The 13,843-nt window shown below is 57.3% G+C and carries 12 protein-coding genes; 3 read left to right on the top strand and 9 right to left on the bottom strand.

The features are described 5' to 3' along the window. Nucleotides 1-20: 20 nt before the first annotated feature. Nucleotides 21-650, bottom strand: a complete 630-nt coding sequence (gene imuA, locus ELE36_RS10070) for a translesion DNA synthesis-associated protein ImuA (protein WP_129832946.1) — start codon at nucleotides 648-650, stop codon at nucleotides 21-23. A gap of 2 nt (nucleotides 651-652) precedes the next feature. Continuing rightward, complete coding sequence (gene lexA / locus ELE36_RS10065; protein WP_129832944.1) at nucleotides 653-1,264, bottom strand: transcriptional repressor LexA; 612 nt, start codon at nucleotides 1,262-1,264, stop codon at nucleotides 653-655. 405 nt (nucleotides 1,265-1,669) lie between these two features. Here lexA and ELE36_RS10060 point away from each other — a divergent pair, with 405 nt between their 5' ends. Next, a complete protein-coding gene (locus ELE36_RS10060) occupies nucleotides 1,670-3,997 on the top strand; it encodes a TonB-dependent receptor (protein WP_242512430.1) in 2,328 nt (775 codons plus the stop codon). A gap of 221 nt (nucleotides 3,998-4,218) precedes the next feature. Here the strand turns inward: ELE36_RS10060 and ELE36_RS10055 are convergent, their stop codons facing one another. Both ELE36_RS10055 and ELE36_RS20335 read right to left on the bottom strand, forming a co-directional pair. Beyond that, complete coding sequence (locus ELE36_RS10055; RefSeq protein WP_129832942.1) at nucleotides 4,219-4,593, bottom strand: hypothetical protein; 375 nt, start codon at nucleotides 4,591-4,593, stop codon at nucleotides 4,219-4,221. Between the two features lie 13 nt (nucleotides 4,594-4,606). After that, nucleotides 4,607-4,747 (bottom strand): hypothetical protein, encoded by a 141-nt coding sequence (locus tag ELE36_RS20335; RefSeq protein ID WP_165371555.1) that lies wholly within the window; start codon nucleotides 4,745-4,747, stop codon nucleotides 4,607-4,609. Between the two features lie 165 nt (nucleotides 4,748-4,912). Here ELE36_RS20335 and katG point away from each other — a divergent pair, with 165 nt between their 5' ends. Further along, a complete protein-coding gene (katG, locus tag ELE36_RS10050) occupies nucleotides 4,913-7,087 on the top strand; it encodes a catalase/peroxidase HPI (RefSeq protein ID WP_129832940.1) in 2,175 nt (724 codons plus the stop codon). 171 nt (nucleotides 7,088-7,258) lie between these two features. Here the strand turns inward: katG and ELE36_RS10045 are convergent, their stop codons facing one another. The 5 genes from ELE36_RS10045 to ELE36_RS10025 all read right to left on the bottom strand — a co-directional run bounded on the left by ELE36_RS10045 (nucleotide 7,259) and on the right by ELE36_RS10025 (nucleotide 12,030). Beyond that, nucleotides 7,259-7,468 carry a cold-shock protein gene (locus tag ELE36_RS10045; RefSeq protein ID WP_129832938.1) on the bottom strand — a complete coding sequence of 70 codons (210 nt, stop codon included), beginning with the start codon at nucleotides 7,466-7,468 and terminating at the stop codon, nucleotides 7,259-7,261. A 347-nt stretch (nucleotides 7,469-7,815) separates the two neighbouring features. Next, a complete protein-coding gene (locus tag ELE36_RS10040) occupies nucleotides 7,816-8,757 on the bottom strand; it encodes an MBL fold metallo-hydrolase (RefSeq protein WP_129832936.1) in 942 nt (313 codons plus the stop codon). A gap of 88 nt (nucleotides 8,758-8,845) precedes the next feature. After that, the gene (locus ELE36_RS10035; protein WP_129832934.1) at nucleotides 8,846-10,159 is read right to left on the bottom strand and encodes a winged helix-turn-helix domain-containing protein; all 1,314 of its coding nucleotides are present in this window, start codon (nucleotides 10,157-10,159) and stop codon (nucleotides 8,846-8,848) included. Nucleotides 10,160-10,178: 19 nt separating this feature from the next. After that, complete coding sequence (locus ELE36_RS10030) at nucleotides 10,179-11,708, bottom strand: fumarate hydratase (protein WP_129832932.1); 1,530 nt, start codon at nucleotides 11,706-11,708, stop codon at nucleotides 10,179-10,181. A 157-nt stretch (nucleotides 11,709-11,865) separates the two neighbouring features. After that, on the bottom strand, nucleotides 11,866-12,030 hold the full coding sequence (locus ELE36_RS10025; protein WP_165371554.1) for a hypothetical protein: 165 nt from the start codon (nucleotides 12,028-12,030) through the stop codon (nucleotides 11,866-11,868). A gap of 239 nt (nucleotides 12,031-12,269) precedes the next feature. Between ELE36_RS10025 and ELE36_RS10020 the strand changes: the two genes are divergently transcribed. After that, a complete protein-coding gene (locus ELE36_RS10020) occupies nucleotides 12,270-13,808 on the top strand; it encodes a DUF1800 domain-containing protein (protein WP_242512229.1) in 1,539 nt (512 codons plus the stop codon). Nucleotides 13,809-13,843 lie beyond the last annotated feature (35 nt).

Raw genomic sequence — 13,843 nt, 5'->3', positions numbered from 1 at the left:
AGCGCTCGTCATCCGATCCATCACGCGCGACGCGCAGAGCGTAGCGATAGCACTTGGGTAGGCACGCGGCCACCACGACATTTCAATATATTCAGCGTGGTTCCAGACGCATGCAGAGCAAGTTGCAGACGCAGCGGTGCGGGTGATGGATTGCGTGCAGCAGATGACGCACGAAATACGAAGCCCAACGCATGGCCCGATTCCGCGGCAACTTGCAAACGACGCAATGCGCGTTCGTTCGCTTGCAATGGCCAGCACACCACGGCCGCACAGGCGCCGGAGCGCAGGCATTGTTCACTGGCCCACAACGCCTCACGTCCCGTGGCATCGATCAGATGCAGATGCCGCAGGTTGATCCCCTGCGCCGCCAGCGCAAGCGGATATGGAAGGTATGGCGACCCGACCAACACGACAGCGCGCTCGGTCTGCGTCAATCGTGCGAGTGTGGGCAGAATGAGCCCAAGTTCGCCAATGCCATCGGCCTCAAACAGGATTTCCGACAGGGCATGTTTCGGCCACCCATGACCGGGCAAGACTGCATCCAATGCGGCATATCCGGTGGGTTCGGTCGCCAGGACGACGGCGTCGGCGCTGCCGCGCCAGACGCGCGGATCGCGCAGCACATCGGTAAGGGCAATCACGGCATTCATGGCTACGGGATGCGAATGCTGCCGACATACAAACCTTCGATCGCGAAATCGTCGGTGCGCGGATCGACTTCTATCGGCGCAAACGCCGGATTTTCCGGGAGTAACAGGATGCGTTGACGAATGCGCCGGAAGCGCTTCACCGTGATCTCGCCATCGATGCGTGCCACCACGATCTGGCCGTTGGTCGCATCCGGTGATCGGTGTACGGCGATCAGATCGCCATGCAGGATACCGATGTCACGCATGCTCTCGCCTTCTACGCGCAGCAGATAGTGCGGACGCGGGCGAAACATGTAGCGATCCACCGTGAACTGCCGCTCGATATGCGCCTCGGACAAGATCGGTTGTCCTGCGGCGACGCGACCGACCAGAGGTAATTCCAGTGTGCTGGTATTTGTAACGACCGCATCCACCAAGCGGATACCACGCGCTTTGCCGGCATGCCGTTCAATCGCACCCTTGCGTTCCAAAGCATGCAGATGATCCTGCACGGCACTGAGCTGGATGTCGAAGGCACGAGCGATTTCGGCTTGGCTGGGCAACAGGCCGTTCATACGCGCACTTTCGCTGATGAAATCCAGGATGGCTTGCTGGCGGTTGGTCAGGAGATCCATGCCGGTCATATTACCACCGGTTATTTGACCAGTACCAGAACTCGAATCGATTGCCGCCGAGGAGGGAAACATAGAGCACGCCGAGAAGTCGCTGGATACTCATTTAATGGCAATGTGGTCGCACGGATTGCGACACTGCTGGTCACTACGTTCGAAAATGCGAGGGCGCGCGTAACTGCGTGCTCCGCCAGTCGCAGCGGGAGCCGGTTTGTCGTGCCTTCGAGATGCAACATGCACAGCGTAGCATTGCAGTTTCGCAATGCGCGACAGCGCGCCGGTCAGGCAGCGCGAATGCATTTTTCTCCCATTTTCCACCATCAGGACTTGATCTTACTTATGTTCGAACTCGCCAAGGATCGTCTACCCGAAGGCTCCCGTACTCAACGTCAAAACGTGATCACGCCCATGCCGCGAAAAATGGTGCTTGCCATCGCGAGCGTGTTGCTGTCGTCGACGGCGGCCATCGCCACGGCACAGGACAGTCGTCAACCGAAGGAACCCGAAACCAGCGCGGTCGCCCAGCCTGTATCGACAGATACACCGACAGCGTCGCTGAGCACCGTGACCGTAACCGCTGAGCACCGCGAGGAAGATCTTCAGAAGGTGCCCTTGTCGGTGGGCGTCCTGCAAGGTGACGCGATGCGCGACTTCACGACCGGCGGAGACGATACCCTCTTGGCGTTGTCCGGCAAGGTGCCGGGACTGTATGCAGAGACGACCACCGGGCGAATCTTCCCGCGTTTCTATATCCGCGGTTTGGGCAATATCGATTTCTATTTGGGCGCATCGCAGCCGGTATCGATCATTCAGGACGATGTGGTGCTAGAGCATGTCGTGCTGAAGTCAAACCCGGTATACGATATGGATGAGGTGGAAGTTCTGCGTGGTCCACAGGGCTCGCTGTTTGGGCGCAATACGACGGCTGGCATCATCAAGTTCGATACGATCAAGCCGAGCCAGGAATATTCGGGCCGTGAGCAGCTGAGTTATGGCAGCAATAACACACTCTCGTTCGATGGCGGATTCGGCGGCCCGATCAGCGACACGGCCTCGTTCCGCGTTTCTGCTTTGTACCAGCATCGCGACAACTGGGTGGACAATACTTACAACGGTCCCAGTGCTGACGGCACGGTGACACCGAAGAAAGATGCGATGGGCGGGTACGACGATCGCAATGTGCGCTTGCAACTTCTTCTCAGCCCGAACGAGAATCTCTCGATCCTTGCCTCAGCGCATGCGCGCGACTATTCCGGCACATCCACTCTGTTTCTGCGCAATGCAATCCAGAAGGGTTCGAGCGACGTCGACGTGCCGCGCGACCGGGTAGCGTATGACGAGGCGCATGGCAATCCGCAGGCGTACAACACTTATGGCGGGTCGCTGAAAGCAATCTACGATTTCGGCGGCATCTCGCTGACCTCCATTACCGCGTACGAGACAACGTCAGGCTTTAGTCGCGGCGATACCGACGGTGGCGCCGCTGTCGATTTTCCGTTTAATGGCATTCCCAACGGGTACGGCCAGTCCATGGGTCAAATTCGGGATCTGGATCAGATTACCCAGGAGTTTCGTCTGGCCAGCACAGGCAACGATCCGCTGCAGTGGCAAACGGGGGCTTACTTCTTCGACGGCAGTGACACCACCGATTTTTACCAGCGCGCGTGGTTCCTCACACCACCGGCCAATAATCCCAACAACTGGGTGCGCCTGCGCGATACGAACACATCGTGGGCGGTTTTTGGCCAACTCAGCTACAAGCTGACGGACGCGCTGACCTTCACAGGTGGCCTGCGAGAAACCGAAGACAGCAAGCGGACGCGGCTGCTTAAAACTGCCGACTCAGTGGCTGGTATCTCGACCTACACAGGACGCCGCGACGTAAGTCTATCGGCCAGAACCCCGAGCTGGGATTTGAGTGCGATGTATGCCCTCAATCCGGATATCAGCATCTACGGGCGAGTAGCCCGCGGCTTCCGCGGTCCGACCATTCAGGGCCGGTCGGCAGTGTTCAACAGCGACTTCACGACGGCGAATTCAGAAACCATTCTTTCCTGGGAAGCCGGCGTCAAGAGCAGCCTCTTGGACAACCGCCTGCGCCTGAATATCGCAGGATTTACCTATACGGTCCACGATATTCAACTCAACGGCAACGACTCCGATGGCAATGGTGTGTTGTTCAATGCCAACAAAGCGCTGGCACACGGTCTGGAGGCGGACCTTGACTTCCGTCCCATCCAGAACCTGTCGTTGACGGCCGGCTTGAGTTTGTTGCACAGTGAAATCCGAGACAAGCGCGTCTATGCGCAAGTCTGCGCGCTCAATGGAATCGTGGTGTGCACGGTGATGGATCCAACCATCACCCTAGGCACACGAACCTTCGCCCAGATTGACGGCAACCCACTGCCCAATGCTCCCAAGTACAGCATCAACTTGGCCGCTCGCTACGATATTCCAGTGAATGCCAGCGATTCGGTCTTTATTTCGGGGGATTGGAACAAGCAGGGTTTCACCAGTTTCGTTCTGTACGACACCAAAGAATTTGTCGCCAACGGCAACTTCGAAGGTGGCCTCAAGCTGGGCTACTCTGGCAATAATGGTGGGTATGAGGCTGCAGTCTTCGTGCGCAACATAACCAATGAAAAAAATCTCAAGGGCGTCATCGAGAACTATATGGCTGCTGTGTACAACGAACCGCGCACCATCGGTGTGTCGTTCAACTACAAGTGGCACTAGAACCCCGAGTAGACATCGCCATGGATGGCTTTACGCAGCGACTTAGTCCTGCCGATCAGTTATCGAAAATGGTTCGGCACCTGCGCGCAGTTGATCGCCCCCTAAATGGTTAGGGGGTCGCGTCGGACACCACTAGCTTAGCTATACAGAGATTGATGCCAATCTGGACTGCACCGAGAGTCGTAAGCGCTTCCAGCCCAAAGACAAGCGCTGCTGCCATATCACTGACACGACTGACTGAGTTCGGCTGTCGTCGCTGGATTTGTCATATCGGCCGTGTCGGGTGCATATACGCGTACACTTTTGATCCATGACAAGTGGTTTGGCATCACCTCACACACCTTTGCCAGAAGAGTCGAGGCGTCCGCCATCTGCAGACGTTTCACCCGGACCGTGCCGGTCAAGCCGTCCGCATGTGCTTCCACCAACCCGTCCTTCAAACCAAGAATCGCCCCACTCGTGGCTAACGGCATGCGTGTATCGCTTGCGTTATTACTGATTGCAGGAGTCCTGAAATCGGTTGTGTACAACGTCCGTCCCATCGCTGCGATAACCACGAGGGAGGCAACAATTGTCGTCAAGATGCGCAATTGCATGAGATCTCTCCAGTTAGCAGCATGTCTGCAGCTTAGCTATAACATGGTCGAGATTGAGCAATTGTTCCAAACGCACGGCGCGCAGCCGCCGTGGAACATGGCAGCGAATTTGAGCCAGAAGATTCAGGATAAAACGGTCGGCAGGATCGGACATTGCGCGGCCTTCCGCTGATCGATTACGTCGTGGCATCACTTCGACGTCCTGAATTCATTATAGGTCGCTTCAATGAGTGCAATCGTTAGAAACGATTTCATCTATCGGTGTGCTTAGGCCATGATCGAGTGGCTAGCCGAATCAGAACTTCCGAAGGAGAGAACCATGTCAACCGAATCGAAGTGCCCATTCCCGGGCGCCGCGCGCAAGGCGCAAACGAATACACAGTGGTGGCCTAACCAACTCAACCTGAGCATGTTGCATCAGCACTCATCGTTGTCGGACCCGATGGTCGAGGATTTCAACTATGCGAAGGAATTCAAGAGCCTCGATCTCGACGCAGTCATCAAGGATTTGCATGCCTTGATGACCGATTCACAGGATTGGTGGCCGGCCGACTACGGTCATTACGGACCATTATTCATCCGCATGGCCTGGCACAGTGCCGGCACCTACCGCATTGCTGATGGTCGCGGTGGCGCCAGCGCAGGCGAGCAGCGATTCGCGCCGCTCAACAGCTGGCCGGACAACGGCAATCTCGACAAGGCGCGCCGCCTGCTCTGGCCGATCAAGCAGAAATACGGACTCAAGCTGTCGTGGGCAGATCTGATGATTCTCGCCGGCAACGTCGCGCTCGATTCGATGGGTTTCAAGACCTTTGGTTTCGGTGGCGGTCGCGAGGACATTTGGGAGCCACAAAACATCGACTGGGGTCCTGAGGCCACGTGGCTCGGCGACGAGCGCTATAGCGGCGACCGTGAACTCGCCAATCCGCTAGGCGCGGTGCAGATGGGCCTGATCTATGTGAATCCGGAAGGTCCGAACGGCAAGCCGGATCCGATCGGTTCGGCGCGCGACATCCGCGAAACCTTTGCGCGCATGGCGATGAATGATGAAGAAACTGTCGCGTTGGTCGCGGGTGGCCATACCTTCGGCAAGTGCCACGGCGCTGGCGACGCCAGCCAGGTGGGCGTCGAACCCGAAGGCGCGAACATCGAGGAACTCGGCCTCGGCTGGAAGAATAGTTTCGGCAAAGGTCACGGATTTCATGCGATCACCAGCGGCCTGGAAGGTGCCTGGACGCCCCACCCCACCACGTGGGACAACGGTTACTTCGAAACCCTGTTTGGTTACGAATGGGAACTGACCAAGAGTCCCGCAGGCGCGCAACAGTGGAAGCCCAAGGGCAATGCCGCAGCGGACGCCGTGCCCGATGCGCACGACCCGAAAATACGCCACGCGCCGATGATGACGACGGCCGATCTGGCCCTGCGCATGGATCCGGCCTACGAAAAGATCTCGCGTCGATTCATGGCTAATCCGAAAGAATTCGCCGACGCCTTTGCGCGTGCATGGTTCAAGCTGACCCATCGCGATATGGGGCCAGTCACCCGTTACCTCGGCCCGCTCGTGCCGAAAGAAACACTGATCTGGCAGGATCCGATTCCCGCCGCGAATGGCACGCAGATCAATGCGCAGGACATTGCCGCGCTGAAGACGAAGCTGCTCGCCTCGGGGCTGTCGGTGTCGCAACTCGTAAACACTGCGTGGGCATCGGCTTCGACCTTCCGCGGTAGCGACAAACGCGGTGGTGCCAATGGCGCTCGCCTGCGCCTCGCGCCGCAGAAGGATTGGGCAGTCAACCAGCCGGCCGAACTCGCGAAGATCCTCGCAACACTGGAAAGTATCCAGAAGGAATTCAACGCTGCGCAATCTGGCAAGCACGTCTCGCTCGCTGATCTGATCGTGCTCGGTGGCGCTGCGGCGATCGAAGCTGCAGCAAAAAAGGCAGGTAATGCCATCACCGTGCCGTTTTCGCCGGGCCGCATGGACGCCTTGCTGGAACACACCGATGTCGAATCCTTCGCTGTGCTGGAGCCGGTTGGCGATGGCTTCCGCAACTACGTGGCCAAGGGTTTCGAAAGCTCGACGTCCAATCTGCTGCTGGACAAGGCAAACCTGTTGAAACTGACTGCACCCGAGATGACGGTGCTTGTAGGCGGCTTGCGTGTGCTCGACGCGAATGCCGGTCATAGCCAGCATGGTGTATTCACCAAGCGCCCGGGCACACTGACGAACGACTTTTTCGTTAACCTGCTCGACATGCGCACGGCATGGCAGGTTGCTGACAAGGATGCGGGAACGTTTGAAGGTCGCGACCGAACCACGGGCGAGGCCAAGTGGACCGCCACCGTCGCGGATCTGGTCTTCGGTTCAAACTCGCAGTTGCGGGCACTGGCCGAGGTCTATGCATCCAGCGATGGACAAGCCGCCTTCGTCAGCGACTTCGTGGAGGCATGGAACAAAGTAATGAACCTGGATCGTTTCGATCTGAAGTAATCCAGGTTAGAAATTGGGTTTCACCATCAAGGAGCCTCGATTCGGTTTCGAGTAATTTCGAGCCGAGTCGGGGCCGATTGACAAACGATAGCGAAACCCGATTTTCAGCAATAAAAAAGCCCCGGTCGCGAACGACCGAGGCTTTGCAAAAAACTTTAGTGTTTTTGCGACTTACAGCGGCTGTACTTCGTCAGCCTGCTGGCCTTTCTGACCCGGCACAACCTTGAAGCTGACCTTCTGGCCTTCCTGCAGCGACTTGAAGCCGCTTGACTGGATGGCGCGGAAGTGCACGAAAAGGTCGTCGCCGCTGTCACGGCTGATGAAGCCGAAGCCCTTGGCGTCGTTGAACCACTTTACCGTACCGGTTTCACGCTCTGACATAACTAACTCCTGGAACATATGATTGATATAACGACAAGATATTTCGTCGTCGATTACTGAGTGTGCAAGGAGTAAATACAGCGAGGTGAAACGTGCAGTAGATCGAAACCAACCACATCAGGCCACAATTCACAGTGACCCCAGCAAACACAGTAAGCAGATACTACGGTAGTCCCAAAGAAAAAGCGAATAAATGCAAACAGCTGATTTAACGAATCTTCAACGCTTCCGCCCGATCTCTGAATATTTATCCTGACGCAATGCTGATTGCACTCCATACATCGCATTCAAGATAATGAAATATATCGATATTTTCAGGTTTCCGCGCTGCTGATAGATGTCCGAAATCAAGCCGCTACCGCTTTTTTTCGATCGAGCCATACTTCCAGCCCTTGCGCATTCAGCTCGATATCCATCGCCAAAAGTTCGCGCATGTGCGCGGCATCCATGCTGCAACCATGCGCTTTGGCGCGTCCGAGATAGAGCTCGGCAAGCTGCGCCATGATCTGAACGTGCCGATCAGCAGTGCATGAATTTGCGTTGGCGATATCGACCATCGCCTGTATCTGTTCGATCAGATTCTCAGCGAGACGTGGCACGTCGGTGACACGACTGTAATGCGTCAGGAACATCGCCTCGGGCGAATACGTGAGCATGCGTTCAATCGAAGCACGCATTGCATCGGGTTCGAATTGCACGGGTGTACTGGTGGGAATGATGAACGCGCCCTGCTCCGTATCGAACTCGCGATACGACAAGCCAAACGTATCGCCGGTAAAAAACGAACGACTACGCTCGTCGAAAATGCAGATGTGATGTCGAGCGTGTCCTGGTGTATCGAGACACAACAACAAACGGCCAGCGAGATCGACGACAAAACCATCACCGGCCTGAACCACACGTTCTTCCGGCACGGCGATCAAGTCGCCATAACTGCGCTGAACTTCCTCGGGGCCATAAACTGCGGTGGCGCCAGCGATCAGTTGTGCCGGATCGATCATGTGGCGCGCACCACGCGGATGCACGATCAACTGCGCGTTGGGTAACTCGCGCATCAACATGCCCGCACCGCCAGCATGATCGAGATGCACATGCGTGAGGATTACGTAGTCGACATCTGCCGGCGTCAGACCTTCTGCCGACAATGCCGCCAGTAATCCCGGCACCGAATAATTGGTACCGACATCAACGAACGCCGCGCGCCCTTGTTCCACAATCAGATGGCTTGCATCAAATTGTGGACGGAAAAAACCGGTGTCGATCGCGCTGATGCCGTGTTCGTATTTCATGCCTTTCCTCGGTCAATCGTTATCGTCTTCTTTGCATGATCGCAGATTGGTGCGGATGTCGCTGCAGCCTCCATGCAAACCCGCTTGCTCAAACGGCGGAAAGATTTTTGAGCGTGCTACGCAGCAAGGATGCGAACACTCGCGGGGCGCTTTTGCCAATCGACACTTGCGGCGTTTGATGCCAGTCGGCGCACGATTGAATCGCCAAGGCAACGTCAGTCGCCACACGCTCATCGACGATGACCGTGGGCTCAAGATGAATAACCTTGACTTCAAACACGCCATCGGCGCGATGCGCCTTGGCATCGAGACGTCCGATCAAACGTCCGCGCTGCAGAATCGGCAGCACGAAATAGCCGTATCGGCGCTTCGGCGCTGGTGTGTAGCATTCGAGTGAATAATCGAAATCGAAAAACTCACGCGCGCGAACACGATCCCACACCAGCGGGTCGAACGGCGACAGCAGTGTGGTATGCGTCGCGCGCAAGCCACCGCGAGCGGCTTGATTCGCCAGCTCGATATTGTCGCGGTGCACATAAGCCGGACTGCGCCAACCCGTGACACTGATACGCAGCAGTTCACCGCTATCGAGCAGTGGTTGGAGCGCGACATCCTTGAGTTTGCTGCCGCTACGAAAATAGTCAGCGATCCATCCTGCTTGCGTAATGCCGAGTGCTTGAACAGCTTTGGCGATCAAAGTTTGCTGAATCTGTTCACGCGTCAATATCGATGCCTTCCACTCTGGCGCTACGCGTCCGATCACACGCTCGCTGATGTCGTAGACGCGCTGGAATTTGTCGCGCCGGAGCACCATCAGTTCACCGAGCGCGAACCACGCTTCGAGCCATCGTTTTTCAGGCTTCCAACTCCACCAGCCGCTACTGTCTGCGGCCTGCTTGCGTTCGAAGTCGGCGGTTTTTACCGGGCCGTGTTCGCGGATGCGATCGAGCAAGGCGACCATGCCGGCGTCATCCTGCGCGCGACTACGCTGCGCATGTTTCATCGCCCAATGACCGGCGCGTGCAACCGGATCGTGCCGATGCAATGGAAAATCCATGACCGGCGCGAAGCACGCTTCGTGCGCCCAGCATTCAAAAATTTCGCCCCCAGCAAGCGCATCATCCAGCCACGCGTTCGGATACGCACCGAGCCGCGAGAACAGTACGAAGTACGGGCTGCGCGCGACGACGTTGATCGTATCGATCTGCAGCAGTTGCATAAGCGCGATATTTGCAAGTAGCGCCGAACGCGTGGCTCGGGCGCGCGGACGACGCAACAATCCTTGCGCCGCAAGATGCAGCAGACGTGCTTGCTGCAGACTCAGGTCTATTTTGCCGGTTTCCAATTCGTCCGTTGCAGGCAAGCGATTTTCTTTCGGCGCGATCAAATGCCGACCATCCATGCGTTGCGAGAAGCCACGATCAGACTGTCGTGGACTCGACCACAATCGGAATTTTGCCGATACGCGACTGCCATTCTTTTGGCCCGGTGATATGCACCGACGTGCCGCCGGAATCGACTGCCACGGTGACCGGCATATCCTTCACCTCGAACTCGTAAATCGCTTCCATACCGAGATCCTCGAACGCGAGCACGCGTGATGCCTTGATCGCCTTCGATACCAGATACGCGGCGCCACCGACTGCCATCAAGTAGACCGCCTTGTTATCTTTGATTGCAGCGATGGCGGTCGGTCCGCGTTCGGATTTTCCGACCATGCCGAGCAAGCCGGTTTGTTCGAGCATCTGGCGTGTGAACTTGTCCATCCGCGTGGCCGTGGTCGGGCCGGCGGGACCAACGACTTCATCGCGCACTGGATCGACCGGGCCGACGTAATAGATAAAACGATTGGTGAAATCCACCGGCAATTTTTCGCCACGATTCAGCATGTCGATCAAACGTTTGTGCGCCGCATCGCGACCGGTTAGCAGCTTGCCGTTGAGCAGCAAGGTTTCGCCGGGTTTCCAGGTCGTAACTTCTTCACGCGTGATCTTATCGAGATTCACGCGGCGACCTTTCGACGTGTCGTAGGTCAGCTTCGGCCAGTCTTCCAGTGACGGCGGATCGAGTGTCACCGGGCCGGAACCATCGAGCACAAAATGCGCATGTCGTGTCGCAGCGCAATTTGGAATCATCGCCACCGGCAGATTCGCCGCATGCGTCGGGTAATCGCGCACCTTTACGTCCAGCACTGTGGTCAAGCCACCGAGGCCCTGCGCGCCGATGCCAAGCGCATTCACTTTTTCATAGATTTCGAGGCGCAATTCTTCGGCGCGATTGCTGGCCCCGCGCGCGATCAATTCCTGGATGTCGATGGTTTCCATCAAGGCTTCTTTCGCCAGCAGCATCGCCTTCTCCGCCGTGCCGCCGATACCGATACCGAGCATGCCCGGCGGGCACCAGCCGGCGCCCATCGTCGGCACGGTCTTGAGCACCCAGTCAACCACCGAGTCCGATGGATTCAACATCACGAATTTCGATTTCGCCTCCGAACCACCGCCCTTGGCCGCAACGATCACATCAAGTTTGTCGCCCGGCACGACCGACACATTCACTACGGCCGGCGTGTTGTCCTTGGTGTTGCTGCGCTTGCCGGCCGGATCAGCCAGCACTGAGGCGCGCAACTTGTTGTCGGGATAATTGTAGGCGCGGCGCACACCTTCGTTGACCATGTCTTCGACGCTCATCGTCGCATCGTCCCAGCGCACGTTCATGCCGATTTTCAGGAACACGGTGACGATGCCGGTGTCCTGGCACAACGGCCGATGACCCTCGGCACACATGCGCGAGTTGATCAGTATCTGCGCCATCGCATCTTTCGCCGCGGACGATTCTTCGAGCTCGTAAGCGCGCGCGAGGCTCTTGATGTAATCGATCGGGTGGTAGTAAGAAATGTATTGCAAGGCGTCGGCGACGCTCTGGATCAGGTCGTCTTGTTTGATGCTGGGCATGATGGCGGTCGCTGGATGCTGAGTGAGTTTTTCGAACAGGCAAGCACACCGCTGCGCACAAACGCGCTCGGTATGCAGACGACATTTTACGCTAGCAGCACGCGGCCATGAAGAGTTGGCGCAAGCTGAATCGCGACGCCGAAAATCGGCACAGCTATCAGCGTTTTATTTTGCTGGTTTGCTGCGAGGTTTCTTGCGCGTTGCGGTAGCTTTGGGAGCCGACTTTGCGGTTCGCTTCGCTGCGACTTGCGGAGCCACCGGCGGCGGCGGTTTGTAATCGCCGATCAGACTCTTCACCGGGCAGCCCGAAAATATCGGGCACTTGCGGCAACCCACCGCCAAAGCTACTGGACACAAAACCATGGCACGTCTCCGCTTGAACTCGACATCGACAGCCACGAGAGTAGCGCAAAGTCATCGACAAAGAACCTGCGCTTAAGTTATCTGCCAACGCCCCGAGGAAAATTCGCTGAACACAAACTGAGGGCGCGATCCGTTATGGTCATCCATTCGCCGCTTCGTGCGTTCCAATTCCTGTTACCCGCAACCGCAGGCGTTCCCATGCAACTGATGCGACCCATCACTCCGCTACATCTTGGCCAACTATTTTTTGCGCTGACGCTGACGGTAGCTTCGACCTGCTGGGCCGACCCGCCAAAACTCGCGCGCGACGATGCGCTGTGGCTGGCGCGCATCACTTATGGCATCGACAGCGCGAGTGTCGAGCATTATCAGCAGCTCGGGCGCCGCCGTTATCTCGACGAACAACTCAGTGGAAAAAATGACGCATTGCCGCCCGCGATCGCGCAGGAGATCGCGCAGATGCCGGTGAGCCAGACCAAATCCCTGGATATTCTCGAAAACGTCGCCGCCGAAAACAAACGCATCAAGGCAATGCCCGAAGGCCCCGATCAAGTTGCCGCACGCAAGGCGCAGCGCGAACTCGGCAATCAATACGCATATCAAGCCCGACGCACCGAAGTGCTGCGTGCGCTGTATTCGCCGGCGCAACTCAAGGAGCAGATGACCTGGTTCTGGCTCAACCATTTCAGTGTATACGAGCAGAAAGGCAACCTGCGCTGGCTGCTTGGCAACTATGCCGAACAGGCGATTCGCCCGAATTCGCTCGGCCATTTCCGCGACTTGGTGATGGCCACGTTGACGCATCCGGCGATGATTGAATATCTCGACAACGCGCAGAATGCCAATGGTCACATCAACGAAAACTACGCGCGCGAATTGATGGAGCTGCATACGCTCGGCGTGAACTCCGGTTACAGCCAGCAGGATGTGCAGGAGCTCGCGCGCGTACTCACCGGCGTTGGCATCACTCGACGCGACAACCCGCCGAAACTCAAACCGGATTGGCAGCCCCTGCTGATCCGCAACGACGGTTTTGAATTCAATCCCGCGCGCCACGATTTCGGCAACAAGACCCTGCTCGGCAAAACCATCGAAGGTCGCGGATTTGCCGAGGTCGAGCAAGCAGTCGATCTGATCATCAAACAACCCGCGTGCGCACGATTCATCTCGCGCAAAATCGCCATGTATTTTGTCAGCGACGATCCGCCGGCAAAACTCGTCGAGCAGATGGCGAAGACGTTCCAGAAAAGTGATGGCGATATCGCGGCCGTGCTGCGCACAATGTTCGAGTCTCGCGATCTCGACGATTCTGCCGGCAAGAAATTCAAGGACCCGATGCAGTTCGTCGTATCGTCGTTGCGACTGGCTTACGACGGCAAGCAGATCGCGAACACGCATCCGGTCATGAACTGGCTCAACGCGCTCGGCGAACCGCTGTTCGGACACCTGACTCCTGATGGTTACGCGCTGATCGAAAGCGGTTGGGCCAGCTCCGGCCAGATGAGCCGTCGTTTCGAAATCGCCAAGACTATCGGCAACGGTAATGCCGGCTTATTCGATCCCGAGGATGGTACGCCGCCGACCGCGACGGGCTTTCCGCAACTAGCCTCGCGGCTGTATTACAACGCGATCGAACCGACCTTGCCGCAGGCCACGCGCGACACGCTCGATCACGCCACTTCGCAGCAGGAATGGAATACCTACCTGCTCTCGTCGCCCGGATTCAATTATCGCTAGTCGTGATACCGCGCTGATTCGGCGCGACATCACGC

This window comes from Pseudolysobacter antarcticus, from assembly GCF_004168365.1.
Taxonomy (GTDB): domain Bacteria; phylum Pseudomonadota; class Gammaproteobacteria; order Xanthomonadales; family Rhodanobacteraceae; genus Pseudolysobacter; species Pseudolysobacter antarcticus.
The sequence above is the reverse complement of the archived record's forward strand: the minus strand, read 5'-3'. Positions and strand labels throughout refer to the sequence as shown.